The sequence below is a fragment of the Massilicoli timonensis genome, from assembly GCF_900199515.1.
In the GTDB taxonomy this organism is placed as follows: Bacteria; Bacillota_I; Bacilli_A; order Erysipelotrichales; family Erysipelotrichaceae; genus Massilicoli; species Massilicoli timonensis.
Genome location: NZ_LT963434.1, coordinates 170,240 through 194,851, shown reverse-complemented (window position 1 = coordinate 194,851; position 24,612 = coordinate 170,240). Strand labels below are relative to the sequence as shown.

The window sequence follows — 24,612 nt, the reverse complement described above, 5'->3', positions numbered from 1 at the left end:
TCCTACTTAGAAGCTGCGGTGGGCAAGTGCCTCAAATACTTGTAACAGCGGTTTTGGATCGATCGCCAACGTATGAAGCAAGTTCGTCGCTTCCTCATAATAAGCTGCGGCCAGCGCTTTGGCCTGCGTAAGACCCAAAAGCGTTACATAAGTCGTCTTGTGATTTTCTTCATCACTGTTGATATTTTTACCGAGGACCGCACTGCTGCTGGTCACATCTAATATGTCATCCTGTATCTGAAAAGACAAGCCCAAGCGTTTGCCGATTTCTTCCCAAATTGGCAGATCCGCTTCCCTTTCGCATAAAACGGCCGCTGCCAGAAAAGGAATCGTCAATAACCTCCCCGTTTTGTTTTCGTGGATCCGCTCTAACTGTGCTGCCGTTAGATCGCCCCGCTCCCCTTCCATATCTAAGATCTGACCGAGCACCATGCCGTTTGCCCCGCTGTAAAGAGAAAGCAGCTTGATCAAAGCGACCTTTTGTCTGTCATCACAATGACAAAGCGTCACCTGATAAAAAGCTTCGCTCAACAATGCGTCACCGGCCAAGATCGCCGTTGCTTCATCAAAGGCTACATGACAGGTCGGCTTGCCTCGTCTCAGCGTATCGTCATCCATCGCCGGCAGATCGTCATGGATCAAAGAATAGGTATGGATCATCTCCAGCGCTGCCGCAAAAGGATAGATCTGCTGAGGATCTTTTCCATATGCTTCCATCGCCGCTATGGCGAGCTGTGGGCGCACCCGTTTACCACCCGCAAATAAGGAATAGGACATCGCCTCTTTTACCCGTGAAGCGTCAAGATGATCAAGCGTCGTTTGCAAATACGTATCAAAGTGCATCTTCATCACGCTCCTGATACTGCTCCAATAAAGCGCTAACCTTTTCTTCAAAGCCTTTCAGCTGTCCATCACACTGATGGATCAGCTTCAGCCCCTCTTCAAATAAATCAATGGCTTCTTCTAAAGCGATATCATTTTGTTCCAACTGTGCAGTGATTTCATCTAAACGCGCCATTGCGTCCTGAAATGTCATTTTTTCTTTCATTTGCTTTCCTCCTGATTCACGACTTCGACTTGTATGCGTCCATCCTGCAAGCGAATGCTCAAACGATCCTTGTCATGTACATCGCGGATCGAGCGAATGATCCCTTCTTCATCAGAAACGATCGCATAGCCTCGCTTTAACACCGCAAGCGGATTATAAGCATCTAACAGAGCAATCTGCTTTTCCATCGTGTTCTTGGTGATCTTCAGTTTTTCCTGTATGTGAGAAAGGAGCGTATGTCTTTTCGTAAGCAATGCCTGTTCCTCTTTTTTCATGCAGCGGCTGCTCAAATAGGCGAACTGCGCACTGCGTTTCTGTAAAGTCTCACGCTGTTTGTAAAAGCGCTGACGGGTTTCCAAGAAACGGCGTTCCTGCATCGCGAAGCGCATCTCTTCATCATGCAATAACAGCATCGGCTGATCGAAATAACGAAACCGTTTGATGAGCAGCAACTCGCTATGTGCATGACGCAGTCTTGTCCATATGCGTTCATAAAGATATTTCCTCATCGCTTCCAGCTGTTCTTTTACTTCCCGTAAGTCCGGGACGCTGTGTGCAACGGCTGCCGTCGGTGTCGCAAATCGCTGATCGGCAACATAATCGACAAGTGTCGTATCGCTTTCATGACCGACCCCGGTAACGATGACCGTTTTCAGATCATAGATCAAACGTGCCAAACGCTCGTCATTGAAACACCACAGATCCTCAAGTGAACCGCCTCCGCGTGCCAGTATGATCAAATCATGACCGGCTTCATCCGCCTGAAGCAAACGCTCCATCAAATTCAGCGCCGCTCCTTCTCCCTGCACCAAGGAAGGATAAAGCGATATTTTGGCGATTGGCCAGCGTTTGTTCATCGTCGTCATGATGTCATGGACCGCCGCTCCTTCTTTAGCGGTAATGATCGCGATATCCATCGGATACAGCGGCAGCTTCTTTTTATGGGCATCGTCAAACAGTCCTTCTTCCCTTAGCTGTCGCTTCAGCTGTTCAAAGCGAAGAAACAGATCGCCGATGCCATCTGCCTGCACCCCGGTTACATAAAGCTGCGTAGAACCGGTTGCCTCATACATAGACAAAGAAGCATGAACGATTACTTTCATGCCTTCTTCCAGTTTGATATTCAGTTTCCGCACATAGCTCGCAAACATCACGCAGCTGATCCTGCCGCTTGTATCCTTCAAAGAGAAATAGTAATGTCCGCTGCGATGTGCAGTGAAGTTAGAAATTTCACCTTTTACCAAAATCGCACGCAGTTGTTCGTCTTGTTCATAGCTTGCTTTGATATAGCGAAGCAGTGCGCCGACCGAATATACCGGTTTCATAGACGATCCAATACACCGTTGATCAGCTTGTAAGCATCATCATCGCAATATTTCTTGGCCAGCGTGATCGCTTCATCAATCACGATTGCTTTTTGCGCCGTTTCCAGATCCAGTTCACAGCACGCCATTAACAAGATCGCCTGTTCGACATAGCCCAGACGATCAAACGACCAGTCTTTGTTGATCACGGCATTGATCTTTTGTATGTAGATGTCTTTATATTTCATTGCATCAATGGTGATCGTATATAAAAACGGATCGATCTCATTGCTTTCACTGTTTTCAAATACGATCTGGCGAATGTTGCCGTTCAAAAGAAATGACTGATACAGACAAGTCATCCCCACCTCGCGCAGCTGATGTCTGTTCATCCCTTTTTTTGCCTGCATAATGATTCCTCCATTCATCTTCCCTATTTTATCATAAATCACAATTATGTGGCTACTATTCGTTGTAAAAACACCACAAATTTGATCATGATTCCCGCTTTGGGTACGCAACTCTGGCACTTGGCACAAATGCACTGGCCGCTTCCCCATGAACCTGCTGATCATCAAAGAAAATATGCGGACGAAATGCCGCCAAGATTGGCTGTTTGCTTAGTCCGCCCAAGAAAAAGGACTGATCGACCGTAACATGCCATGCCCGAAAAGTCGATACGACCCGTTCATGCGCCGGTGCATTGCGGGCGGTTACAAGCGCAGTGATGATCGGCGCTTCTCGCCCCTTGAATTCCTCTTGCAGCTGCGCAATCGCCTGCAAGAAATGCGCAAAAGGTCCCTGTGGAAGCGGTTTGGCAGCGTTTTCTACTTCATGGCGGACAAAGGCGTCCAGTCCTTCTTTCTGGTAGATCTGTTCAGCTTCATCGGAAAATAAGACCGCGTCGCCGTCAAACGCAATGCGGATCGGCAGTGCTTCATACTCGTTGCTTACAGAAGGATAGATCAAACCCGCTGCATAGTGATGACGGATCGCCTCTTGCACATCGCTTTCCTCTGCCGATAAAAACAGATCGATCGAAAAGGCACGCAGATAAGGAAACAGATCATGATCGCCGCAAAATGCCGCTCGCGAAATATCTAATTGATAGTGAGCGATCGAATGAAAGATACGTAATCCTGTTTCCACACTGTTATGCGACAAGATCACCACTTCCACCCGTTTGCGTTTCGGTTCCAGGTCATTGAGTGTTAATAACGAACGCACGAGCGGAAAACCGGTGCCGGGCTTCAAAACATCATGCTCATGTTCTCGCTGATAGTCTGTATATGCCTCTAGTCCCGCCTTTTCAAAGATCGCATTCTCATAAGAGAGATCAAACAATGCCCGGGAACTGATCCCTACGGCCAGACAGCCCGCTAGTGATTTGGGCATGGATGTATCGCTCCTTCTCCATCCTTTGATAAGATGATGTCATGACTGAAAAAAGCGCTTAAAGCAGCGATCATATAAGCAGTGTCCTTGGCGCCGCCGATTTCATAGGCGGAATGCATTGCCAGCTGTGCCAAGCCGATGTCGATGCTGGGAATCGACACATGTGAGCTGGAGATCGCCCCCAGCGTTCCTCCGCCGATGATTTCATTGTGATTGACAAAATCCTGTACCGGCACGTCTGCCTGCTCACAGAGCGTGCGAAACAGCGCCGCACTGAAAGCGTCGGAAGTATAAGCTTTACGGGCACTGTGCTTGATCACGACCCCTTTGTTTAGATAAACATGATGGTTGGGATCTGCTTTTTGCGGGTAATTCGGATGGAACGCATGCGCATTGTCACAGGACACAAAGAAAGATCGTGCCCGTATCGCCGCCTGCTGGGCGGGTGTTTTCTCATAAGCCGCATCGATGCGCACCATCACATCGGCAAGAAAGCAGCCGTCTGCTCCCTGTCTGCTGCCGCTGCCGATCTCCTCATTATCGAAGCAGCAAAGCATGCTGACGTGACCCGGATGATGAGCCTGCAAGAGCGCCTGTAAAGAGGAAAAGGCACTTTGCAGATTATCCAGTTTCGGACAGCCGATCCATGCGCCGCCATCACCAAGCAGCGTTCCCTGTGCACGTGGATATACATACAGCTCATGCGTTACGATCGCATCTTTCTCTACACAGGCTGCCTGTGCGACACATGCCAGCAGATCAGTGTGTTCACCCATCGCGTACAAAGGCAAAATATCATTCTGCGCGGCGATGCGGACTCCTTGATTGGCCTCACGATTCATATGAATGGCTAAATTGGGAATGATCAGCAGATCCTGATCGACATTGACATATTTGGATACGATCTTCCCGTCTTCCTTTACCAGCAAACGGCCGGCTAAAGAAAGCGGACGATCAAACCAGGTGCTCAATAAAGTACCGCCGTACACTTCTACATTCAGCTTGATAAAACCTTCGCAGGCAAGCTCTGCATGCGGTTTCACTAAAAAGCAGGGAGAATCGCTGTGGCTGGCGACGATCTGGTAATGATAATCGTCTGTCTGCGGCATGCGAAAAGCGATGATGCTGCTGTGATTGCGGGTAACCATATAGTCCTTTCCCGCCTCCAGCTTCCATGGCTTTGTTTCATCCAGCAGGATAAAACCATGTGCCGCCAGCTCTTTTTTCATCGTATCAACCGCGTGAAACATACTGGGACTGTTTTTGATAAAAGCGAATAATCGTTCATTTACATTCATATAATATACCTCCTCATCAAACAAAAAGAAAAAACCACACGAAGTGGATTTTTACTTATTCAAACAGAAATCCGACAATGCGAATATCGATCACATCGGGACTGTAATCGCTCATATGTGAAATACTGTCATAAATCTTCGCCTGTAAACGCGCGCAAATCTCTTCGACCTTGGCAAGATATTTTACTTTCACATCAAGCGTGATGATCAACTGATCATCGGTAATCTTGCATGTGAGGGCAGATCGAAACGCCCCATCCGCCAAAGCAAGCTGTTCTTCCTCTTCCACCGCGATCTTCGCGATCGTTTCGAACACCGATTTGCTGAGTGCGATCTGTCCCAACTGATTTTTATTTTTGGCTAATAAATATTCTTGTGCCATGCTTATCACCTTCTGCCACCATTATAGCAGATATTATTCGCTTTTGAAAGTAACTTCCACAAAATATTGCTGGCCTACGATATCATATACCTGCTTTAATACGATTTTCGCATTTTCTTTATTGTCCTCACTGTGAAAGATCGAAACGCTGCACACTTCATCCTCGATTTCCACAACGCTTTCAAAACCGCTTTTCTGCAATGCTTCCTTGATCTTTGTTTCGGTCTTTTTCGTATCCTTGATCGCATCCATCGTTTCCAGCGCTTCTTTCTTGTCTTCCTCGCTGGCGGCTTCATCGGAAAGCGTTGCCGATTCTTCGCTCAGCTGCTGATCCTTCTTTTCATCGGCGTTTTCCTGCAATGTTTCACTGGTTTCTTGCTTTGATGTAGTAAGTGGCTCGCTGTTATGTTCCTTTGTGGATACGCTCATATCATCGGCAGGTATGGTAACATAGTAGACCGACAACATCAGGATGAGCGAAAACAGCGTTAAGAATGCCAAAGCTTGTCTGTTCATAAAAAATCCTCCTTGCTACTTCACTGTATGCAAGGAGGAAACAAAACATGCCTGGATCAAAAGAAGCGATGAATGCGTTTCAGCCATTCCTCATAGTAAGCTTCTTTATAATGGCGGAAATCATCGTAGGAGATGACGCGTTCTTCCAGTTCATTCACAAATTCCACAAAGGCCTGATTGATCATGATCATCTTATCGTCATGGATCATGCGAATACTGCCGATCTCCACCAAAGCGTCCGCTAGGATCTTCCATAGATCATGATGGATCTGTTCACTTTCCGCAAGCGGCAAGCGGGCAAAGCTGGTGTCCAGCCAATAGGAATCGACCAGATAGTTCTTGATGACCTTCAAAAACAGAGAAAAATCCTCCAGATCGTCGCCCGGTTCGATCACAAACAGCATTTTGAAGAACACATACCAGTCATAATCAAAATTGATGATGGAAAGCAGATAATTTCCCAACGTATCAATAAATACATCGGATGAAGAAAAATTACCGGTGATACGAATTTCGTTTTCAAAGTCGAGATCGACGCTGTTTAACTTCTTGAACGTCGCAAATAAGCGGGACACCTGATCGCTGTTCTTGCTCTCATTGCGAAAATCCTTGATGAACAGGTAATGGCCTAGGATCGAACTCGTATTTTTGATATTCAGCGTAAAGCCGATCGAGGCGCTCATCTTCATTAAGAATAAGTCGTTGATCGCCTTGATGATCACTTGTTCAAAATCATGTTCAGACATGCCATGTCCATCACGCGACATCTGATCCATCTGTTTGTAAACGATCCGCAGCTGTTTGTCCAAGATCGTTAAATTGGCCATGATCGAAGCCAAGATCTCTTTCATGAAATTATCATAGACATAGAAATTGGAATTCTTATATACCAGCTTATGCTCGATCTCTCCCCAAAACATGTGTACCAAAGACTTGATCTGTAATTCAAAACGCACTTTTTCCTCATGATTCACATAATAACCGTCGATGCGATAGATCGAAAACCCGTTTTTCTGCATCTGTGGCTGCGGACTGTTCAATTCCAGAAATAAATGGGCATCTTCCTCACAGCGTGAATAACCATCATCCGTTAAAGAAGGAATCGTAAAACGACTGCGCAGTTCTTGCAGGATTTCGTTTTCTTCATCGATAAAACGGCATTCGATCGCGAACCCGATCAGATCGCTTAGATCCGCTAAGATCTGCTGCGGACTGTCTTTTTCAATATAAAGACGATTGCGGATGATTTTCTCACGCAGGCTTTCCTTCCCTTTTACGCGGGAAGTCACATCGACGATCGCCTCCTGTTTATCGATAAAGAAGTTCATCCAGAAGCGTTTGACTTGGCGGCGGATCTTTTCCAGCTGGGTATTTTTTTTATCCAGCAGACACAAAGTTTCATCAATCGTTCTAAAAACCGGTAGCTGCACTTTCTTTCCCTCCTACTCTGGCATATGCAGTAATGCGATCGCCCGCATCTGATCCTGCTTTAACTGCTCGATCAGAGCGTCTTGCGATGCAAACTTTTTTTCATCACGCAGATAATCATAAAACGAAACAGTTAGATGGCGATCGTACAGATCACCGCTAAAGCCTAATAAGTGGACCTCCAAAGATAACTGTTCTTTTAAGTTAAAGGTCGGGTTATGACCGATATTCAAAATAGCGCGGTAGCGTTCACCACCTACTTCCGCATAACCGGCATAAACACCGGAAGCAGGCAAGTACTGCTCTTTTTCACATCGTAAATTAGCCGTCGGAAAACCGATGGTCCTGCCTAATCCTCTTCCATGAACAACCATGCCCTCTACACAAAACGGCCTTCCCAAAAGCGCTGCTGCCAGTTCTACATCGCCATGATCCAGCGCCTGCTCGATACGGGTGGAAGAAATCTTTTCATCCAGCAGCTTGACCTCCTTGCAGATGATGACATCGAAATCACGCTGCTCTTGCAAAGTATCACAATTCCCCGCACCAAAATGCGCATAGTGAAAATCAAAGCCGCTTACCAGCACCTTTACCCGTAAGCTTTTTAACAGTGCATGGAAGGCAGAAACCGATAAGGAAGCCATCGCTTCATCAAAGTGCAAAATGATCCAATAAGCAAACCCAAATGCTTCTCCATAGGCAATTCTTTGTTTCATCGTCATCAGATGCTTTAATTCCTGCTGCTGCTTCGTAATCGTCCAAGGATCCGGATCGAAGGTAATGAGCGCGGATCGTAAAGCACTTTGCTTACAAACCTGAAATACCTGATGAAAAAGCGACTGATGCCCGATGTGCATCCCGTCAAAATAACCGATACAGGCACATAGATCATCTGGTATGACAATTTCTCCTGCATGGATCTTCACTGTAATAATTTCCATATGCTCACCTACCAAAGCCCGCGCACACAGGCGAACACACAGTCATGGTGCCTTCTGTAAATCGCCAGCGGTTCATCCTGATACGTAAACAGGAACTGGTCGTAAGGCACATCCAAACGCAGATGTTTCCCATTCAGCACATCACTTGGATCCGTAAGGGCGACTTGCGGATAATGCCGCAGCGCTTCTTTCAGCGGGATGATCTGAAACATGCCTTTTTCCACTTGTTCCAGCGTTACGGCATCGCTTAGCTTAAAACGGCCAACCTGAGTGCGCACCAAGGATTTCATGCAACCCAGATTACCGCTTTGCAAAGCCATGTCTCGGCAAATGGCCCGCACATACGTACCGCTGCTGCACCTGCAGCGAAACCGCAGGCTTGCCTCCTCTAATACTTCCATTTCATAAATTTCCACCTGGCGCGGTTTAACGGTAACGCTTTGCTTGGCCCGTGCATACTCATAGAGCTTTTTACCGTTTACCTTGATGCTGGAAATCAACGGCGGCACTTGCTGCTGCACACCGATCATGGAACGCACCAGCGCAGGAAAATCTGCGATTGGCGTTACTTCTCTTACTTCCTGTACTTCTCCCCAAATATCATCACTGATCGTTTTGCGCCCCAGTTCCATTTCCGCAATATATTCTTTATCGACATCTTCTAAATAAGGAAGCGCCTTGCATGCTGTTCCAAGCAGCACGACCAGCAATCCGCTCGCCTGCGGATCCAGTGTGCCGGTATGTCCGATTTTTTTCATATGCAGGATCTTACGCAGCCGATTGACTACATCATGGCTGGTCATGCCCTTTTCTTTATTGATCAATAAAATTCCATTCACAATATCACCTATTCATTCCTTTTAGCATTATATCATAGAAATCCTATCGAATATCATTGATTTGATGTGAAATCACCTCATTTCTTCCCCTTTCCCTGCATCAGGTTTCTAATTTTCTCAAAATACGCTATAATAGGAAACGAAATGAGGGATCTAACGATGGAATTAAAAAATATACTGGCAAAGCTACGCAAAGCAGATCATCACTACCATATGATCGAAGAAGGAGATCGCATTGCGGTCGGTGTATCCGGCGGTAAGGATTCAATGGTGCTGCTTACCGCTCTGCATTGGTATTCCAAGTTCAAAGATAAGCATTTTGAGGTAGTCGGCATTCATATTGAAATGGGGTTTCCCGACATGGATTTTACAGCGGTCAGGCAATACTGCGCAAAATATGGGATCGCTTATGAGGACTGTCCCAGCAATTTATATGCGATCTTGAGACAATATCCGGGAAAAGATGGAAAGATCCAGTGTTCGCGCTGCTCTGCCTTAAAAAAAGGCGCTGTGATCAAAGAAGCAAAAAAACGCGGCTGTAATAAAGTCGCTTTCGGTCATCATGGTGATGATGCAGTTGAAACGCTTTTCTTAAATATGATGTATGGCGGAAAATTGGCAACCTTTGAGCCGAGCATGTACCTTACCCGTGAAGCGATCACCTTTATCCGCCCGCTCATCTATTGCTTTGAAGAGGAAATCACCCATGCCTTGCGGACGAACGACATCCCGTTTGTTGCTTCTACCTGTGAAAAGGAAGGCATTACCAAACGCACGGACATGAAGCGTTTTTTACAGATGCTTTATCAACACGATCCGCTTGCCAAAGAGAACCTGCTGTTAGCGCTTCATAATGAAGAACAGGTAAAGCTCTGGCACAAAGATCCCACTTTTGAAAACAATAAACGCGCTTTTCACGCCGCTCGCGCACAGCTGAAGCAAAAATAAAACCTGCGTCAAGCAGGCTTTTTTTCTTAAAGTTCAGAAGGTGAGATCTTTCCCTGTCAGTACAGGTGGGTATCCTGTGTGATTTTTTAGGATCCCTGCAAGCTTTGCCGGTATTCGACACCAAAACACAACGTCCGGATTCCCTTATCTCAAAGTGTAGGAAAAATGTTATCCTTCTGAACAATTATAGTATAACACGGTTCCCGCAAATGATACACTCTTGACTTTTAGAAGTTTCTGAATATAATATTTTGCGCTTTTCCTCATCATCCAAAACGATTTCGATACGATCAAAAAACGGCAGTCGCTGAAACTGCCGTTCGTTTATTTTTCATCAGTTGGCTGAATTTCTGCCTCCGCCTGCAGTACCGCCGCATTTTCTTCCTCTTCAGAAATATCGGCCTTGGAAACCAATACCCAGCGAATCGTTTTACCATCTGCCTGTAAAATCTTAAATTCGAGATTTTTGAAGTAAATGACTTCATTGACGGCAGGCACATGTTCACTGATTTCGATAATGAAACCGCTCAAGGTATTAGAGTCGTAAATATCATCTTCATACAGATCGTACAATTCAAATACATCGTCAATATTTACGGTTCCATCGATCTTATAAATATCATCGCCCATCGGCAATATTTCTTCTTTCACTTCATCGTGCTCATCCCAGATCTCGCCGACCAGCTCCTCGATAATATCTTCCAGCGTGATAATGCCCGCTGTGCCGCCAAACTCATCGAAGACGACGCCTAAATGTACTTTGCGTGATTGAAATTCTTTCAGGGCATCGCTGATGGAAGTAGTAAGCGGCAGATAAGCCGGAATCTGGATCACAGACTCGATCGGCTGATCGTCACCCAGTTCAAAGAAATCGCGGTAATGGATAAAACCAACGATGTTGTCGACGCTCTTGCGATAAAGCGGAATACGCGAATAAGGATAGTTTTGAAACAACTGTGCCAGTTCTTCACGAGAGTCATCCAGATCAAAAGCGATCATATCCACACGCGGTGTATAAATATCAGCAATGTCTACCTCACTAAATTCGATTGCGGACTGGATCAGTTCACTTTCCTCTTTTTCCAGATTGCCTTCTTTTTCGACTTCCTCGATCATCGTGATCAGTTCTTCGCCGCTCATGCCTTGATTGTCGTCATCCTTGAAAAAGCTGCCGACTAATTTCTGCCATACATTGAACAGGAACACGATCGGCGTTAATAAAACGATCGTTGCTTTCAAAAGCGGATAAGCAAACATCGCAAACGCATCCGGACGATAGCGTGCCAATGTTTTCGGCGTAATCTCACCGAAGATCAAGATCGTTACCGTCATGACCACAGTCGAAACACTAGGTCCCTGTGTGCTGCCCAGAAGGCTGGTAAACAACATTGTTGCGATCGTCGTCGCAAAGATATTTACGAAGTTATTTCCGACCAAAATACCAGAAATCAACTGATCATAATTTTCAGCCAGTGCCAGTACCTTGCCGGCTTTCGCGTTGCCGCGGTTGTGCATTTGCTTCAAACGAATCTTATTGCATGTCGAGTATGCCGTCTCTGATGCGCTGAAAAAAGCGGAGCACAATACCAAAAATACTACCAAAATAATTAAAGTCTGCTCGGGGACATCGTCCATATATTCAATTACCTCCTCGTTTCTTTCATGAATCGCCGCTTTTTGAAGCAGCCATTCAGCCAGAAACATTCTGAATGGCATTATTGTAGCATTCCTATGCGTATCTGTCAATTTTTCAAGTATTGCTGATCATACAGATGCCAAGATATATTGCCAGTTTATGCTGCTTACAGATCGGTGATGCCTTATTTTCTGTTTTTTATCTATTGTACGATCACATATATAGATCGATATGCGGATAAGAAAAAAGCGAAACAGCTCGCTTTATTCTGTAATCGTCAAATGTAATTCTTCCAACTGTTTTTGATCGACGCTGCTTGGCGCTTCACTCATCAGATCAGAGGCACTGGCAGTCTTTGGAAAAGCCACCACATCACGAATATTATCGGTACCGGCTAAGATCATGATCAAACGCTCCAGGCCGATTCCTACCCCTCCATGCGGTGGGGTGCCATACTGAAAAGCATCGAGAAAGAAGCCAAAACGCGCCTTTGCTTCTGCTTTTGTCATGCCGATCGCTTCAAATACTTTTTCCTGTAACTGTTGGTCGTGAATACGGATCGAACCGCTCAATAATTCATAGCCGTTCAAAACCAAGTCATATGCGCGTGAATAGCAGTTTGCCTTGTCATCGAGCAGTTTATCGACATCTTCTAAATTTGGCGAAGTGAACGGATGATGTGCCGCGACATAGCGCTGTTCTTCCTCGCTGTATTCAAACATCGGGAAATCGGTTACCCAGAGGAACTGGTATTTGCTTTCATCGATCAGATGCAGTTCTTTCCCAAGCTTCAAACGCAGTGCGCCTAAAGCCGTCTGCGATACGCGTTTTTGATCAGCCACAAAGAAAAGCAGGTCGTTTTCTTCTACCTCCAGCATTTTGATCAGGGAGGCTTGCTCTGCATCACTTGTCACTTTGGCAATGCTGCCGGTAAACGTGCTATCCTTGTATTTGAGATGTGCCAGCGCTTTTGCACCATAGATCTTAACATATTCCTGTAACTGATCCAGCTGCTTGCGAGAGAAGCGATCTGCGGCATTTTTTACATTGATCGCATTGATTTCTCCACCCTGTGCCAAAACCTGCTGAAAGATCGTAAAATCGGTATGAGCGAAGGCTTCATTCACACAGTGCAGTTCCATCGCAAAGCGCATATCCGGCTTATCACTGCCAAAGCGCTTCATACATTCCACATATGGCAGTCTGGTAAAAGACGGCAGCTTGATGCCTTTGATCTTATCAAAGATCTCACCCATCAACCCTTCCACTAAGGCAAATACATCGTTTTCTTCTACGAAGCTCATTTCAATGTCGATCTGGGTAAATTCCGGCTGTCGATCCGCACGCAGATCTTCATCACGGAAACAGCGGGCAATTTGAAAATACCGGTCAAAACCGCCGATCATCAATAATTGTTTATAGATTTGCGGCGATTGCGGCAAGGCATAAAAACCACCTTTGGTAATTCTGCTCGGCACTAGATAATCCCTTGCCCCTTCCGGTGTGGATTTACAAAGGATCGGTGTTTCGATCTCATAAAATCCTTTGTTCGCCAAATAATTGCGTGTCAATAGTGTAACCTGATGACGCAGCTTTAGGTTTTTCTGTAAAACGCTGCGGCGCAGATCCAAATAACGATACTTTAAGCGTGTATCTTCTAATGCGTCGGTTTCATCAGCGATAATGAGCGGCGTTGTTTTGGCGCTGTTCATGATCGAAACCGCTTCTACCAGCACTTCGACATCACCGGTGGCGATCTTCGCGTTTTTATCCTGACGCTCTACGACTTTTCCTTTCACGGACAATACATATTCATTTCGCACTTCTACGATCTGTGCGGAAAGGGTTTCGTCAAAAACCAGCTGGGCAATGCCTTCACGATCTCTTAGATCGATGAAGACCAATGCTCCGAAATTGCGGCGCTTCGCTACCCAGCCTTTTAATACGACTTCTTTCCCGACATCGCTCATGCGCAATGCGCCGCAGTAATGTGTTCTATTCATGGTGATGTGCTCCTTCCTCTTCTTCCATCAACCGATCCATGACTTCTACCAGCTCATCGATCGCTCCCTCAAACTGCATGCGATCCGCTGTACGCTTGATCGTAAGCACACCGCTTTGCACCTCTTTTTCACCGACCAAGATCGCATATTTCGCATGACGGCGCTCTACGCTTTTGAACTGTGCTTTGAAAGAACGTCCCAGATAATCGCGTTCACAGCGATAACCGGCAGCCCGCAGCATCGTCGTGATCTGCAGCGCCGCAACCGATGCCGATTCATCTAAGCAAAGCACGTAAGCATCCAGTCCTTCTTCTTCTGATAAGACGATCCCCTCCGCTTCACAAGCGAGGATCAGCCGCTCTAAGCCCATTGCCCATCCAATACCGCTCATGCCTTCCGGACCGCCGAAATAGGAAACCAAGCCGTCATAACGGCCGCCCGCAAATACGGTGGACTGACTGCCCATTTCCTGATTGACCGATACGACCTCAAAGACGGTATGCGTATAATAATCTAAGCCGCGTACCAAACGATCATCGATTTCATAAGGAATGCCTAAGGCTTCCAATCCTTCGCATACTTTCGCAAAATATGCTTTTGATTCCTCATTTAGATAGTCTTTCATATGCGGCGCTGTTTTCATGATATCTTTCTCAGCGTCGATCTTACAATCTAAGATGCGCAGCGGGTTTTGTTCATAGCGACGTTTGCAGTCTGCGCACATGTCGTCGATCGCATCGGCAAAATGTGCCTTTAAGGCTGCGCGATAAGCATCTCTTGAAGCATCATCACCCAGTGTATTTAATAAGACCTTCATATCTTTTAAGCCCAAAGCATTCACAAAGGACCATCCCAGTGCGATCACTTCCACATCCAACAATGGATTTTTCGCACCGATGACTTCGACGCCGAACTGATGAAAGATGCGCTGCCGTCCTTTCTGCGGACGTTCATGACGAAACTGCGGTCCCAGATAATACAGCTTTGCCGGCAGCTCCGCATCGCCATACATCTTATGCTCGACAAAGCTGCGTACGACACCGGCTGTCCCTTCCGGACGCAAAGTCAAAGAAGTACGGCTGTTTGTTAATTGAAATGTATACATTTCCTTGTTTACCATATCGCTGGAATCGTTGCCGCGCTTAAAGACCTCGGTATGTTCAAAGATCGGCGTGCGGATCTCGTTATAGTTATACACATAGCAAAACTGCCGGATCAGCTCTTCCAAACGATGCCATTTTGCAATATCCTTCGGTAAAATATCCTGTGTGCCTCTTGGCATTTGATAACTCATGTTTCATTCCTCCTTTAGTATAAAAAAACGTCCTTGTCTAAGGACGTATGATACGCGGTGCCACCTTAGTTCATATCGAAACGATATGCCCTTTCATGCGATAACGCCGCCGACGGTACCTGTTTTGCAGATACTTCTCCAAAGTGTCCCAGTCCTTCGCATGCAGGAATTTTCAGCGTCCTTCCCTCTCTGTGCCATGCATCCGTTCTTTCTCTTCTTCATCGAATCTAGGTACAGTATAATCAAAAACAGCGTTCTTGGCAAGTATTTGTCATGAAAATCGCATGGTTTTTCTTGTTTTCACAAAGGGGCGTCCTATAAAACGACTCGCTCCACGCTTTTGACCGAATTGACCTTACTGAGATTCGCGATCAGCGTGCGCAGATGCTGCGCATCGTTTACCACCACCGTCATCTTGGTCGTTGCCGTAACACCATCCTCATTGACCTTACTGTCCACATGATTTAAGCCTGCTTTACACTGTGAAACAATGGTTACGATATCCGAAAGCAGATAATTGCGGTCATTGGACTTGATCAGCAGCTTCACCTCATAATTACGTGATTCAAGATCATCATCCCATTCCACTTCAATTAACCGCTTGGTTTCATTTATAATGTTTGGACAGTCTTTGCGGTGTACTTTTACGCCCTGTCCCTTGGTAATATAGCCGATGATCTCATCACCCGGCACCGGTGAGCAGCACGCCGCCAGCGTGATCTTCATGCTGCCGATTCCCGCCACACTGATACCGGAACGCGAGATCGTTTTTTTCCGTCCTTCTTGCCGGTTAAACATTTCGATCATTTCCTGATTATCCAACTGATTGAACTGTTTATGCTTCGTCAATCGTTCAATGACCGAAGAAACGGATACGATCTTAGTGCCGATGGCGTACATGATATCGTCATAAGAGGCAAAGCTCATGGAATTGGTAATTGCATTGATACGCTTTTCTTCCATGAAAGAAACATCCAAGCCGCGTTTCTTCAATTCCTCTCCCAGCAGTTCTTCCCCTTTGCGGATTCCTTCTTTTTTCCGTTCTACCTCTTGTTTGGCAAAAAAGGCACGAATCTTATTGCGGGCATGTGAGGACTTGACGATTTTAAGCCAGTCTTCGCTTGGACCGTTGGATTGATTGCTGGTGCGAATCGATACAACATCACCTGTCTTTAACGGTGTATTCAACGGCACGATGCCGCCGTTTACCGTCGCCCCGATCATTTTATGTCCGATTTCCGTATGGATGCGATAGGCAAAATCGATCGGGGTCGCTCCATTTGGCAAAGCGATCACCCTGCCCTTAGGCGACATGACATACACATTGGCTTCAAAAATATCCTTTTGCAACAGATTCATATATTCCATTGCATCATCACTGACCTCATCGCTCATAAGCGAGAAATCACGCAGCCAGTGCAGTTGTTCCTCAATTTCCTTCTGCGGCACTTCTTTTCCGCCATTGCGGTTTTCTTTATAGCGCCAGTGCGCTGCGATCCCCTGTTCGGCGATCTCATCCATCTTTTCCGTACGGATCTGCACTTCGAAAATATTGCCTTCTTCCGCAACGATCGTCGTATGCAAGGACTGATACATATTGACCTTCGGCATTGCGATATAATCTTTGAAGCGACCCGGGATCGGCCGATATTTCGCATGGATATAGCCTAATATTTCATAGCATGCCGTTTCATCGCTGGTGATGATGCGGATCGCCAGAAGATCAAGTATCTCCTCAAAGCGTTTTTTCTTGGTCACCATCTTTTTATAGATGCTGTAAAGATGCTTGCTTCTGCCGAATATCCGATAAGCGATATGGTGTTCATCCAGTAAAGCCGATATTTCATCGATCATCTGGTGCACCTGTTCATCCCGCTCGGTTTTGCGTTTTTCTACCAAATGCGCAATTTCATAATATTTCTCCGGATTCAGATATTGGAAACAAAGATCCTCCAGTTCATTTTTGATTTCGCTGATACCCAAACGATGGGCGATCGGTGCATAGACCTCCAGTGTTTCCGAAGCGATCTTTTTCTGCTTTTCCTCCTTCATGTATTGCAGCGTGCGCATATTATGAAGACGGTCGGACAATTTAATGAGAATGACGCGGACATCCTGCGCCATCGCGATAAAGATCTTGCGGTGATTGCTGGCAAGATATTCTTTTTCATCCTTGAATTTCAGATTGCCAATCTTGGTAACCGCTTCTACCAGCCGATACACTTCTTCCCCGAAGCGCTGCTTAAAATCATCATCGCTGACACTGCAGTCTTCGATCACATCATGAAGCAGTCCTGCTGCGATCGTCTGCGGCCCGGTGCGCAGCTGCGCTAAAATATAGCCGACCTGGATCACATGTACAACATAAGGCTCGCCGCTTTTGCGAAATTGCCCTTCATGCTTTTCATGAGCAAACGCATAAGCATCTTCGATCAGCTTGATATTTTCTTCCTTATGAATGTACTGTCTGACTTCCTCCATCAGTTCCGGATAGCCGACCGCTGTCTTTCTTACCATACCATCACCCTCTTTCTATTTCAAAAAGGGGGAACGCCCCTTTGTTACTCGTATGAGATCAATGTCTTGATCGGTGTTTGTACCCCGATCGCAGCACGACCGTTCAGATCCTTCAATTCGATCAAAAAGGCACAGCCGACAACTTCACCGCCCAGCTGCTTGACAATATCCATTGTTGCCCTCACCGTTCCACCGGTTGCCAGTAAATCGTCAATGATCAGCACTCTCTGTCCTTTTGTGATGCCGTCCGCATGGACATGCAGTTCATTGCTGCCATATTCCAGATCATAAGAAACGCTGACGGTCTTGCGCGGCAGCTTCCCCGGTTTGCGCACCGGCACAAAACCGATGCCGAGCTGATAAGCAACCGGACATCCGAAAATAAACCCTCTAGATTCTGGACCGACGATCACATCTGCTTTTACTTCTTTGGCAAAGGCGATCATTTCATCACATGCTGTATGAAACGCTTTGCCATCAGCCATCAAAGGCGTAATATCTCGAAACAAGATCCCTTCTTTTGGAAATCCTTCGATATCCGCAATATATTTTTTGTAATCCATAACCATGCCTCCCTGTTTATCGCTTGTTTTATAGATAGTATCATTATATCAAATATTCCGTGTTTTTGCATTACATAAATCAGTGCATTTTCATCCGCATCGATCTTTCTTGCGGAAACAAATACCTATAAGAGCACACTGGTACCATCGCTTACGGAAATCACATCCTGTATTTGAAGCAGCACACTTTGTTTGCCGCGATAATGCTTGATCGCAACGGATACGACAAACGCATGATCGTCCTGATCAAAGAAAGCTTCATCTAACTGCGGAGCGTTAAAATAGATCAATTCCAGATCTCCTTTGTTGAATTTTAAGTGTCCGCCTTTTAAGCGCGTCATCGTCAGATCGTCTAGTTTCACAAGAAAAAGCGGTTTCTTCCACCCTTCTCCAAAGGGCGCCAAACGCATCAAGTCCAGCGCTGCTTCCAAGGTGATTTCCTCCGGCTCTAAGCAAATCAGCGTTTCATCGTGCTCCTCTTGTAAGAGCGTTGGATCGATTTCCTGTTCACAATACGCGCGCAGCTGCGGCAGCTGTTCTGCGTCTATCGTGATCGCGCAGGCTTTTTGATGTCCGCCAAAGCGGATGAAGCGATCTTTCCATGGCGCAAAAAATGTCATCAGATCCAAACTGCCGACACTGCGCACACTGCCGCTCACATGATCGTCTTTCTTTGTCAATACCATTGTCGGAACATGCAGCTCATTTGCAATACGTCCTGCCGCGATACCTAATAAACCCTCATGAAAGGTTGGATCATATAAGATCTGAAACTGTGTTTGTGGAAACGTTAGCTGCATGCAGCGCTGATACATCTCCTCGCTTTTTACCTTGCGGTAGGCATTGAGCGCAATGATCTGCTGCGCACACTTTTCGATTTCTTCCATATTGCCGGACAACAGATAGCGCACTGCCATGTTCGCATTGGCTTCATCTGCCATTCTGCCGATCGCATTCAGTTTGGGAACGATCTGGAATGCCACAGCGGTTTCATCCCATTTCACAAAAGGCGCCGCCAGTTTTTGGATCGGAACTGCGAAACCGCGTCGCAGATAAGAAAGCCCCTTGCGCACGATCATCCGATTTTCCGCCTCCAGCGGCATGACATCGCCGATGGTCGCGATCATGGCCCAGATCATCGTATCATACTGTTCCCCGATCAGTGCATTGGCAATGAGCAATGCCATCGCCGCCCCGCACATATTAGCAAAACGCTTCGGCAAGATCGCCGGATGTAAAAACAAAAGATGCGGCGGCAGTTCCTCATATTGGTGATGATCCGTCAAGATCAGATCTAACTGTAACGCCTGTGCCCGCTCACATGCCGCAAATGCCTTTACTCCGTTATCGACGGTAATCAACAGCTGATAGCCCTTTTCATAAGCCAGCTCCACGGTATTGCACGATAAGCCATACCCTTCTCGAAAACGATTGGGAATATAATAGCCACAGGTGATGCCATAGCGGCGCAGTGCATAGACCATGATCGTCGTCGCACAGATCCCATCTGCATCATAATCACCGCAGACCAATACGTGTTCCTGTCGTTTTTTTGCCAGCTTCAGACGGTCGATGATCTGCGCAAGCGGTTCGATCTGTGCGGTTGACGCAAGCAGTGGATCTGCCAGTAATTCATGCAGCGTTTGATCATCAAGCGCTTTTGCACAAGCAACTTTTGCGGCCAGCTTCTTTAAGGAAAAGTTTTCTTCATAATACTGTGTATCGGTTATAGCAACGATTTTATAATTCATAATTCTACCTCATTTTTACTATTGTAACACAAAAGCGTTGATCCTACATCTGCAATGCCAAATAAAAACTGCACCATCATAAGACGGGCAGTTCATGCATGCATATAGATTTCTCAGTCATTTACGCCGGGAATGATCATCTCTGTCAATTCATCTAATTTTTTCGCTTTTTTACGCTTCTTTTGCTTTGGTTTGTGATGTAAACGGATAAAGTACCAAAGCTGTGCCGCGATAAACATCGAAGAACCCCCGCCGGCAACTAATCCAACGATCAACAGCAGGTTAAAGTTAAAGATTGCCGAGCTGCCCATAAACAACAGACAGATGACCGGAAGCATCGTTGTAAACGTAGAGAACAAGGAACGCAGCGCCGTATCGCCAAGCGCACTGTTTACAATGCTAATCAAGCGCTCCTTCGTGATCTCATGTGGTTTTACGCCTTTCATGTAATCACGGATCCGATCGAATACGACGATCGAGTTATTGATGGAGTAACCGACGATCGTAAGCAGTACCGCTACGATTTCCGTATTGACCTCCAAGCGCAGGATCGCACAAGCAGCCAAGATGATGATCACATCATGTAATAAGGCCACGATACCGCTGATGGCATAGTCCCACTTAAAGCGGAATGACACATAGATCAAAATACCGATCCAGGCAAGTATCGAGATCAAAACCGCCGATTTTACCAAGTCGCGGCCGATTACCGGAGTAACGACATTGTCACTGGCAGGATAGCCATATGTATCTTTCAGATAAGCTTTCACTTCCTGCATCGTTTCAGAATCGATCACATCGGTAATGGAAATCTCGGCACTTGTTTTATTTTCGCCATTGATCTGAATCGTACTAGGCTCAATATCAAAACGGGCAAGATCTGCTTTTAAGTCCGATTCATTTAATTTCTGATCGCTTTGAACGGTTATTTTCGTACCGCTCACGAAATCAATGCCCAAATGGAACGGCCCTTTTCCCTGTGCGATAGAAAAGAACATACAGCCAATCGCAATGACGATGATCGCCAAAGATGTTGCCACAAAGTATTTCGCATTCTTGACAAACTGAAAGCGATGGAAGAAGCCGAAATAGAATCGTTCTTCCCCCTTTGCCACATTGGCAACCTGATCTTGCTTGACGCCAAACCAGCTGAGTTTTCCATCCAGCATACCGCTTTCTACCAACTGTCCTAACAGGAAACGTACAATGCCGACGATCAGTGTGATCGTTGCCACGACCGAAACGATCAACATCGTCGCAAATCCCTTTACCGAACCACTGCCGAGCGCAAATAAAATAATAGCGGAGATAAACGTCGTCAGCTGTGAGTCAAAGATCGTCCAGAAGGATTTTGAAGTTCCTTCATAAAAAGCGCTTTTGATGCTGCGACCGCTGTACAGCGCATCCTTGATACGTTCAAAAGTAATGATGCTGGAATCCACTGCCATACCAACGCCAAGCACCAGCGCCGCTAAACCGGAAAGCGTAAAGACGCCGCCCATCAGGTTATAGATAAAGAATACCACAAAGACGTAGGCCGCAATCGAAATCGCGGAGATCAGGCCCGGCAGGCGATAATAAACGATCATAAACAGCATGATCAAAGCAATGCCGATACCGCCCGCAAACATCGTCGTTTCAAAAGCCTGTTCGCCAAAACTTGCGGTAACCGCTTCTGAGTACAGCTCCTTCATCTGGAACGGCAGTGAACCGGAATTGATCAGATCTGCCAGCTGTTTTGCTTCTTCCTTCGTAAAAGAACCGTTGATGATCGCATCACCGGAAATCGCTTCGCTCACGCCGGCAACGGAAATGTATTTTGGATTCTCCTTGACCTTTTCACCGTCATAAGAGTCTTCTCCCTCCACAAAGTCAAGCCACGTTACGATCATATTTTCACCGGATGATTTCTGCGCCAGCTCGCTTGTTACTTCATAAAACAGATCTTGATCGGCGATCTTCAAAGAAACCGCCGGTTTTCCTAAACTGTCGCTGCTGAGCGCCGCGCCGCCTTTCTTCAAAACGGTCGCATCCATCAACAAATTGTCATCAACATCGCGAAAAGATAAGTTTGCCGTAGAAGAAATGACCGTCCGTGCCTGCTCAATGTCATTTACACCGGCAAGCTGCACCCGGATCCGGTTATCGCCTTCCACCTGAATATCCGGCTCATTTACACCTAAGATATCAATACGTTTGCTGACGGCCTGTGCTACCGAACTCATATCCGGCAGTTCATCGCCCTCCTTCAGCGGTTCGATCTCATAAACGATTTCAAAACCGCCCTGCAAATCCAAACCGAGCCGCATCTGCTTGCTGACATCGTCCGCAAAAACGGCAATGATCGCAAAAATAGCGATTACGCTCAGCAAAAACGTATAAAAACGTGATCTCTTTTTCATCTAATGTCCTCCTATTAAATCCTGAAAATCATCCAGTTCCATCTGCGAGCCGACCACGATCGCCTGATTCGACAGATAGCCGACGATCTCACCCAACTGTAATGCGAAAATATCATCAACTGCCTGATGCAGCGAGGCAGGCTTCTTATATTTCCAAATATAGTGAAGCATCGTTGCTTCCACCTGCTGATAAGTAAGGGAAGCGAGCTCTTCTCTTTGCAAGTGCAGATGCTTGAGTGAAATGGCGAGCTTCACCTGTGGATTATGAACAATATCTTCGTAATTCATAATTCCCTCCTTAACATCATAGACAATATTATAATCGAAAAAGCGAGAAATGTGGAGTGAAAATGTGAAAAAAACAATATTTATATCGACCTGTACTTTAATCCTACTATCTGTTATCGCCAAAGCCGCTTCCTTTTTTATACGCATTTTATTGGCCAGAGGCATGAGCACTGAGGCAATGAGCCTTTATTCATTGGTATCGCCGACGATGCTGATCCTGATCACCATCGCGCAAATGGGAATACCGGCCGCAATCTCCAAAGTAATGGCACAAAACGATCGTTATCAAAAACCGCTGTTTTCCGCTTTGCTTTTCACCATCGTTACGACTGTGGCAACCGTTGTGCTGTTTGCCGTCTTCATCCCTTTCCTTTCCACCCTGCTGTTTCATGATGCCGCAATCGATCAGATCCTCTACGCGATCCTTCCTTTGATCCCATTAGTGGCATTATCAGGGCTATGCAAAGGCTATCTGTTAGGAAAAAGGCACCATTTGCTTTCTACCTCTTCACAGATCATCGAAGAAGCAGCACGCATCGCCTTTCTGCTGTTTACCTTTCAACGGGTACACACCTTCGATCCCTATCAAATGGCAGCCTTGGCCATGTTTTCCATCAGCATCGGTGAATTTGCTTCCGCTATCTACATGATGCTTTGCATGCACCTATCTTTTTCTTCCTTAAAAGCCTTTCCACATGCTGTTCCCACGCTGAAAAAAGAGCACTATGATCAAGTGCTCCAAATCTCCATTCCGATGACATCTTCTCGTTTCATCGGATCCTTTACCAGTTTTTTAGAACCGCTGCTGATGCTTGCACTCATCAAAGAAAGCATGCATGCCGCCATGATCGAAGCATATGGTATCATAAACGGCTATCTGTTGCCATTGCTAACGATGCCTTCTTTTTTAACGATCACGTTATCCAATATGCTTTTGCCTGCTTTTACGTATCGGCTTTATCGCCATGATGCGCAAAATGCCAAAAAACTTTGCGTGATGATCCTGGGGACTTGCTTGCTTATCGGCAGTGGGTGTGCAATCATCTGTTTCTTATTCCCATCACAACTGCTTCAGTTATTTTATCATCAAAGCTTAGGGGCAAAAACACTGAAACATCTGGCGATTCCCTTTATTCTATACGCTTTGCAGCCTCCTCTCACTTCCCTGCTGCACGCTTTATCCTGTTCCAGACAGGCGATGTGGGATACGATCCTTGGATCTTTGCTGCGCTTGTTCTGTGTTTGCTTTCTTTCTCCGTTCTTTCAGGCAGATGTGCTGAGCATCGGTTTATGCGCCGGTATGTGCCTCACGACATTGTTACATGCAATTCGGCTGTTTGGACGGTTCCTCCATCATGAACAAGGTTCATTTCTTCCAAAAGCATAATGCTTTCATCAGGCGGTTGGTTGACTTCGTCTCTTTTTTTAACACATACCAGCCGCTTTTCAAATACATTGCCATAAATACCTCATCTATATCGCGGATGCCCTCTTTATACATCTGTTTCCGCAGCCATGTCTCATCCTGATGCAAATCTTTCAAGGCTGACTGGTTGATGATGCCATCACTGATGATCGGAAAAGGATGTTTGCTTTTACAGTCGCTTTTGGCAACGACTGACAGCGTTCCTTTATTTTCCAGTACTGCGAATCCGACTTCCTCAGGAGTGGTCAGCTGGGCTTCTCGAACCTGTGTCATCATATCATCGATCGTATAACGTTCTTTTTTCATTCGATCCTGAAAGATGTGCCCATTGTGGATCAAAACGACCGGTTTACCGTCAATCAGATCACGGATGCGTTTGCTCTTTAAGGAAATGAGTGAAAAAACGATCTGTAAGATCGCCAAGGTTGCGATCGGAATGAGCGAACGAAAAATACTGCCGTCATTTTCAATGGAAATCGCCAAAATCTCTGACATTAACAAAAAGATCACGATATCGAAGATCGAAAGCTCGCCGACTTCCCGCTTGCCCATGACACGCAGTGCGACCACAATGACCAAATAACACATGATACACTTTGCAATCAGTGATAAATAAAAATCCATATCCTTTCC

The 24,612-nt window shown here is 46.0% G+C and carries 22 protein-coding genes; 2 read left to right on the top strand and 20 right to left on the bottom strand.

Annotated features, from left to right (window positions below; all coding sequences use genetic code 11):
- Positions 1 to 6: 6 nt before the first annotated feature.
- The 11 genes from C1712_RS02920 to truB form a co-directional block, all read right to left on the bottom strand.
- On the bottom strand, positions 7 to 843 hold the full coding sequence (locus C1712_RS02920) for a polyprenyl synthetase family protein (protein ID WP_245858045.1): 837 nt from the start codon (positions 841 to 843) through the stop codon (positions 7 to 9).
- Positions 833 to 1,048 carry an exodeoxyribonuclease VII small subunit gene (gene xseB, locus C1712_RS02915; RefSeq protein WP_102266645.1) on the bottom strand — a complete coding sequence of 72 codons (216 nt, stop codon included), beginning with the start codon at positions 1,046 to 1,048 and terminating at the stop codon, positions 833 to 835. The genes C1712_RS02920 and xseB overlap by 11 nt, the downstream gene beginning before the upstream one ends.
- Positions 1,045 to 2,373, bottom strand: a complete 1,329-nt coding sequence (gene xseA, locus C1712_RS02910; RefSeq protein WP_102266644.1) for an exodeoxyribonuclease VII large subunit — start codon at positions 2,371 to 2,373, stop codon at positions 1,045 to 1,047. The genes xseB and xseA overlap by 4 nt, the downstream gene beginning before the upstream one ends.
- Positions 2,370 to 2,762 (bottom strand): transcription antitermination factor NusB, encoded by a 393-nt coding sequence (gene nusB, locus C1712_RS02905; RefSeq protein ID WP_245858044.1) that lies wholly within the window; start codon positions 2,760 to 2,762, stop codon positions 2,370 to 2,372. The genes xseA and nusB overlap by 4 nt, the downstream gene beginning before the upstream one ends.
- A gap of 85 nt (positions 2,763 to 2,847) precedes the next feature.
- A complete protein-coding gene (locus C1712_RS02900; protein ID WP_102266642.1) occupies positions 2,848 to 3,747 on the bottom strand; it encodes a 5'-nucleotidase in 900 nt (299 codons plus the stop codon).
- On the bottom strand, positions 3,732 to 5,045 hold the full coding sequence (locus C1712_RS02895) for a M18 family aminopeptidase (RefSeq protein ID WP_102266640.1): 1,314 nt from the start codon (positions 5,043 to 5,045) through the stop codon (positions 3,732 to 3,734). Before C1712_RS02895 ends, C1712_RS02900 begins: the two co-directional genes overlap by 16 nt.
- 55 nt (positions 5,046 to 5,100) lie before the next feature.
- Positions 5,101 to 5,427 (bottom strand): Asp23/Gls24 family envelope stress response protein, encoded by a 327-nt coding sequence (locus tag C1712_RS02890; protein ID WP_102266639.1) that lies wholly within the window; start codon positions 5,425 to 5,427, stop codon positions 5,101 to 5,103.
- Positions 5,428 to 5,460: 33 nt separating this feature from the next.
- Positions 5,461 to 5,943: a stage III sporulation protein AH gene (locus C1712_RS02885; RefSeq protein WP_102266637.1), complete on the bottom strand. Its 483-nt coding sequence runs from the start codon at positions 5,941 to 5,943 to the stop codon at positions 5,461 to 5,463.
- A 56-nt stretch (positions 5,944 to 5,999) separates the two neighbouring features.
- On the bottom strand, positions 6,000 to 7,373 hold the full coding sequence (locus C1712_RS02880; protein WP_102266636.1) for a nucleotidyltransferase family protein: 1,374 nt from the start codon (positions 7,371 to 7,373) through the stop codon (positions 6,000 to 6,002).
- A 12-nt stretch (positions 7,374 to 7,385) separates the two neighbouring features.
- Positions 7,386 to 8,312 carry a riboflavin biosynthesis protein RibF gene (gene ribF, locus C1712_RS02875; RefSeq protein WP_102266634.1) on the bottom strand — a complete coding sequence of 309 codons (927 nt, stop codon included), beginning with the start codon at positions 8,310 to 8,312 and terminating at the stop codon, positions 7,386 to 7,388.
- A gap of 8 nt (positions 8,313 to 8,320) precedes the next feature.
- Positions 8,321 to 9,151 (bottom strand): tRNA pseudouridine(55) synthase TruB, encoded by an 831-nt coding sequence (truB, locus tag C1712_RS02870; protein ID WP_102266632.1) that lies wholly within the window; start codon positions 9,149 to 9,151, stop codon positions 8,321 to 8,323.
- Between the two features lie 159 nt (positions 9,152 to 9,310).
- Here truB and C1712_RS02865 point away from each other — a divergent pair, with 159 nt between their 5' ends.
- Complete coding sequence (locus C1712_RS02865) at positions 9,311 to 10,099, top strand: tRNA 2-thiocytidine biosynthesis TtcA family protein (protein ID WP_102266630.1); 789 nt, start codon at positions 9,311 to 9,313, stop codon at positions 10,097 to 10,099.
- Between the two features lie 324 nt (positions 10,100 to 10,423).
- On the opposite strand, the gene C1712_RS02860 is transcribed toward C1712_RS02865, so the two are convergent.
- The 8 genes from C1712_RS02860 to C1712_RS02825 form a co-directional block, all read right to left on the bottom strand.
- On the bottom strand, positions 10,424 to 11,815 hold the full coding sequence (locus C1712_RS02860; RefSeq protein WP_102266629.1) for an HlyC/CorC family transporter: 1,392 nt from the start codon (positions 11,813 to 11,815) through the stop codon (positions 10,424 to 10,426).
- 183 nt (positions 11,816 to 11,998) lie between these two features.
- Positions 11,999 to 13,738, bottom strand: coding sequence for an aspartate--tRNA ligase (aspS, locus tag C1712_RS02855; RefSeq protein WP_102266627.1), 1,740 nt, complete (start codon positions 13,736 to 13,738; stop codon positions 11,999 to 12,001).
- A complete protein-coding gene (gene hisS, locus C1712_RS02850) occupies positions 13,731 to 15,032 on the bottom strand; it encodes a histidine--tRNA ligase (RefSeq protein WP_102266626.1) in 1,302 nt (433 codons plus the stop codon). The genes aspS and hisS overlap by 8 nt, the downstream gene beginning before the upstream one ends.
- A gap of 315 nt (positions 15,033 to 15,347) precedes the next feature.
- On the bottom strand, positions 15,348 to 17,549 hold the full coding sequence (locus C1712_RS02845) for a RelA/SpoT family protein (protein ID WP_102266624.1): 2,202 nt from the start codon (positions 17,547 to 17,549) through the stop codon (positions 15,348 to 15,350).
- Between the two features lie 44 nt (positions 17,550 to 17,593).
- Positions 17,594 to 18,112, bottom strand: a complete 519-nt coding sequence (locus tag C1712_RS02840; protein ID WP_102266623.1) for an adenine phosphoribosyltransferase — start codon at positions 18,110 to 18,112, stop codon at positions 17,594 to 17,596.
- 125 nt (positions 18,113 to 18,237) lie between these two features.
- Positions 18,238 to 19,863 carry a single-stranded-DNA-specific exonuclease RecJ gene (locus C1712_RS02835; RefSeq protein WP_102266621.1) on the bottom strand — a complete coding sequence of 542 codons (1,626 nt, stop codon included), beginning with the start codon at positions 19,861 to 19,863 and terminating at the stop codon, positions 18,238 to 18,240.
- A 113-nt stretch (positions 19,864 to 19,976) separates the two neighbouring features.
- Positions 19,977 to 22,265 carry a protein translocase subunit SecD gene (gene secD, locus C1712_RS02830; RefSeq protein ID WP_102266620.1) on the bottom strand — a complete coding sequence of 763 codons (2,289 nt, stop codon included), beginning with the start codon at positions 22,263 to 22,265 and terminating at the stop codon, positions 19,977 to 19,979.
- Positions 22,266 to 22,553 (bottom strand): post-transcriptional regulator, encoded by a 288-nt coding sequence (locus C1712_RS02825; protein WP_102266618.1) that lies wholly within the window; start codon positions 22,551 to 22,553, stop codon positions 22,266 to 22,268.
- 64 nt (positions 22,554 to 22,617) lie between these two features.
- On the opposite strand from C1712_RS02825, the gene C1712_RS02820 reads away from it, so the two are divergent.
- Positions 22,618 to 23,940 carry an oligosaccharide flippase family protein gene (locus C1712_RS02820; protein ID WP_102269717.1) on the top strand — a complete coding sequence of 441 codons (1,323 nt, stop codon included), beginning with the start codon at positions 22,618 to 22,620 and terminating at the stop codon, positions 23,938 to 23,940.
- Here the strand turns inward: C1712_RS02820 and C1712_RS02815 are convergent.
- Positions 23,920 to 24,603: a DUF421 domain-containing protein gene (locus C1712_RS02815; RefSeq protein WP_102266616.1), complete on the bottom strand. Its 684-nt coding sequence runs from the start codon at positions 24,601 to 24,603 to the stop codon at positions 23,920 to 23,922. The two genes, C1712_RS02820 and C1712_RS02815, sit on opposite strands and share 21 nt — an antisense overlap.
- Positions 24,604 to 24,612 lie beyond the last annotated feature (9 nt).

Excerpts from the sequence above, each read along its gene's own strand:
- C1712_RS02920 (WP_245858045.1), bottom strand. The coding sequence starts at position 843 with ATGCACTTTGATACGTATTTGCAAACGACGCTTGATCATCTTGACGCT.
- xseB (WP_102266645.1), bottom strand. The coding sequence starts at position 1,048 with ATGAAAGAAAAAATGACATTTCAGGACGCAATGGCGCGTTTAGATGAA.
- xseA (WP_102266644.1), bottom strand. The coding sequence starts at position 2,373 with ATGAAACCGGTATATTCGGTCGGCGCACTGCTTCGCTATATCAAAGCA.
- nusB (WP_245858044.1), bottom strand. The coding sequence starts at position 2,762 with ATGCAGGCAAAAAAAGGGATGAACAGACATCAGCTGCGCGAGGTGGGG.
- C1712_RS02900 (WP_102266642.1), bottom strand. The coding sequence starts at position 3,747 with ATGCCCAAATCACTAGCGGGCTGTCTGGCCGTAGGGATCAGTTCCCGG.
- C1712_RS02895 (WP_102266640.1), bottom strand. The coding sequence starts at position 5,045 with ATGAATGTAAATGAACGATTATTCGCTTTTATCAAAAACAGTCCCAGT.
- C1712_RS02890 (WP_102266639.1), bottom strand. The coding sequence starts at position 5,427 with ATGGCACAAGAATATTTATTAGCCAAAAATAAAAATCAGTTGGGACAG.
- C1712_RS02885 (WP_102266637.1), bottom strand. The coding sequence starts at position 5,943 with ATGAACAGACAAGCTTTGGCATTCTTAACGCTGTTTTCGCTCATCCTG.
- ribF (WP_102266634.1), bottom strand. The coding sequence starts at position 8,312 with ATGGAAATTATTACAGTGAAGATCCATGCAGGAGAAATTGTCATACCA.
- C1712_RS02865 (WP_102266630.1), top strand. The coding sequence starts at position 9,311 with ATGGAATTAAAAAATATACTGGCAAAGCTACGCAAAGCAGATCATCAC.
- C1712_RS02860 (WP_102266629.1), bottom strand. The coding sequence starts at position 11,815 with ATGCCATTCAGAATGTTTCTGGCTGAATGGCTGCTTCAAAAAGCGGCG.
- aspS (WP_102266627.1), bottom strand. The coding sequence starts at position 13,738 with ATGAATAGAACACATTACTGCGGCGCATTGCGCATGAGCGATGTCGGG.
- hisS (WP_102266626.1), bottom strand. The coding sequence starts at position 15,032 with ATGAGTTATCAAATGCCAAGAGGCACACAGGATATTTTACCGAAGGAT.
- C1712_RS02845 (WP_102266624.1), bottom strand. The coding sequence starts at position 17,549 with ATGGTAAGAAAGACAGCGGTCGGCTATCCGGAACTGATGGAGGAAGTC.
- C1712_RS02840 (WP_102266623.1), bottom strand. The coding sequence starts at position 18,112 with ATGGATTACAAAAAATATATTGCGGATATCGAAGGATTTCCAAAAGAA.
- C1712_RS02835 (WP_102266621.1), bottom strand. The coding sequence starts at position 19,863 with ATGAATTATAAAATCGTTGCTATAACCGATACACAGTATTATGAAGAA.
- secD (WP_102266620.1), bottom strand. The coding sequence starts at position 22,265 with ATGAAAAAGAGATCACGTTTTTATACGTTTTTGCTGAGCGTAATCGCT.
- C1712_RS02825 (WP_102266618.1), bottom strand. The coding sequence starts at position 22,553 with ATGAATTACGAAGATATTGTTCATAATCCACAGGTGAAGCTCGCCATT.
- C1712_RS02815 (WP_102266616.1), bottom strand. The coding sequence starts at position 24,603 with ATGGATTTTTATTTATCACTGATTGCAAAGTGTATCATGTGTTATTTG.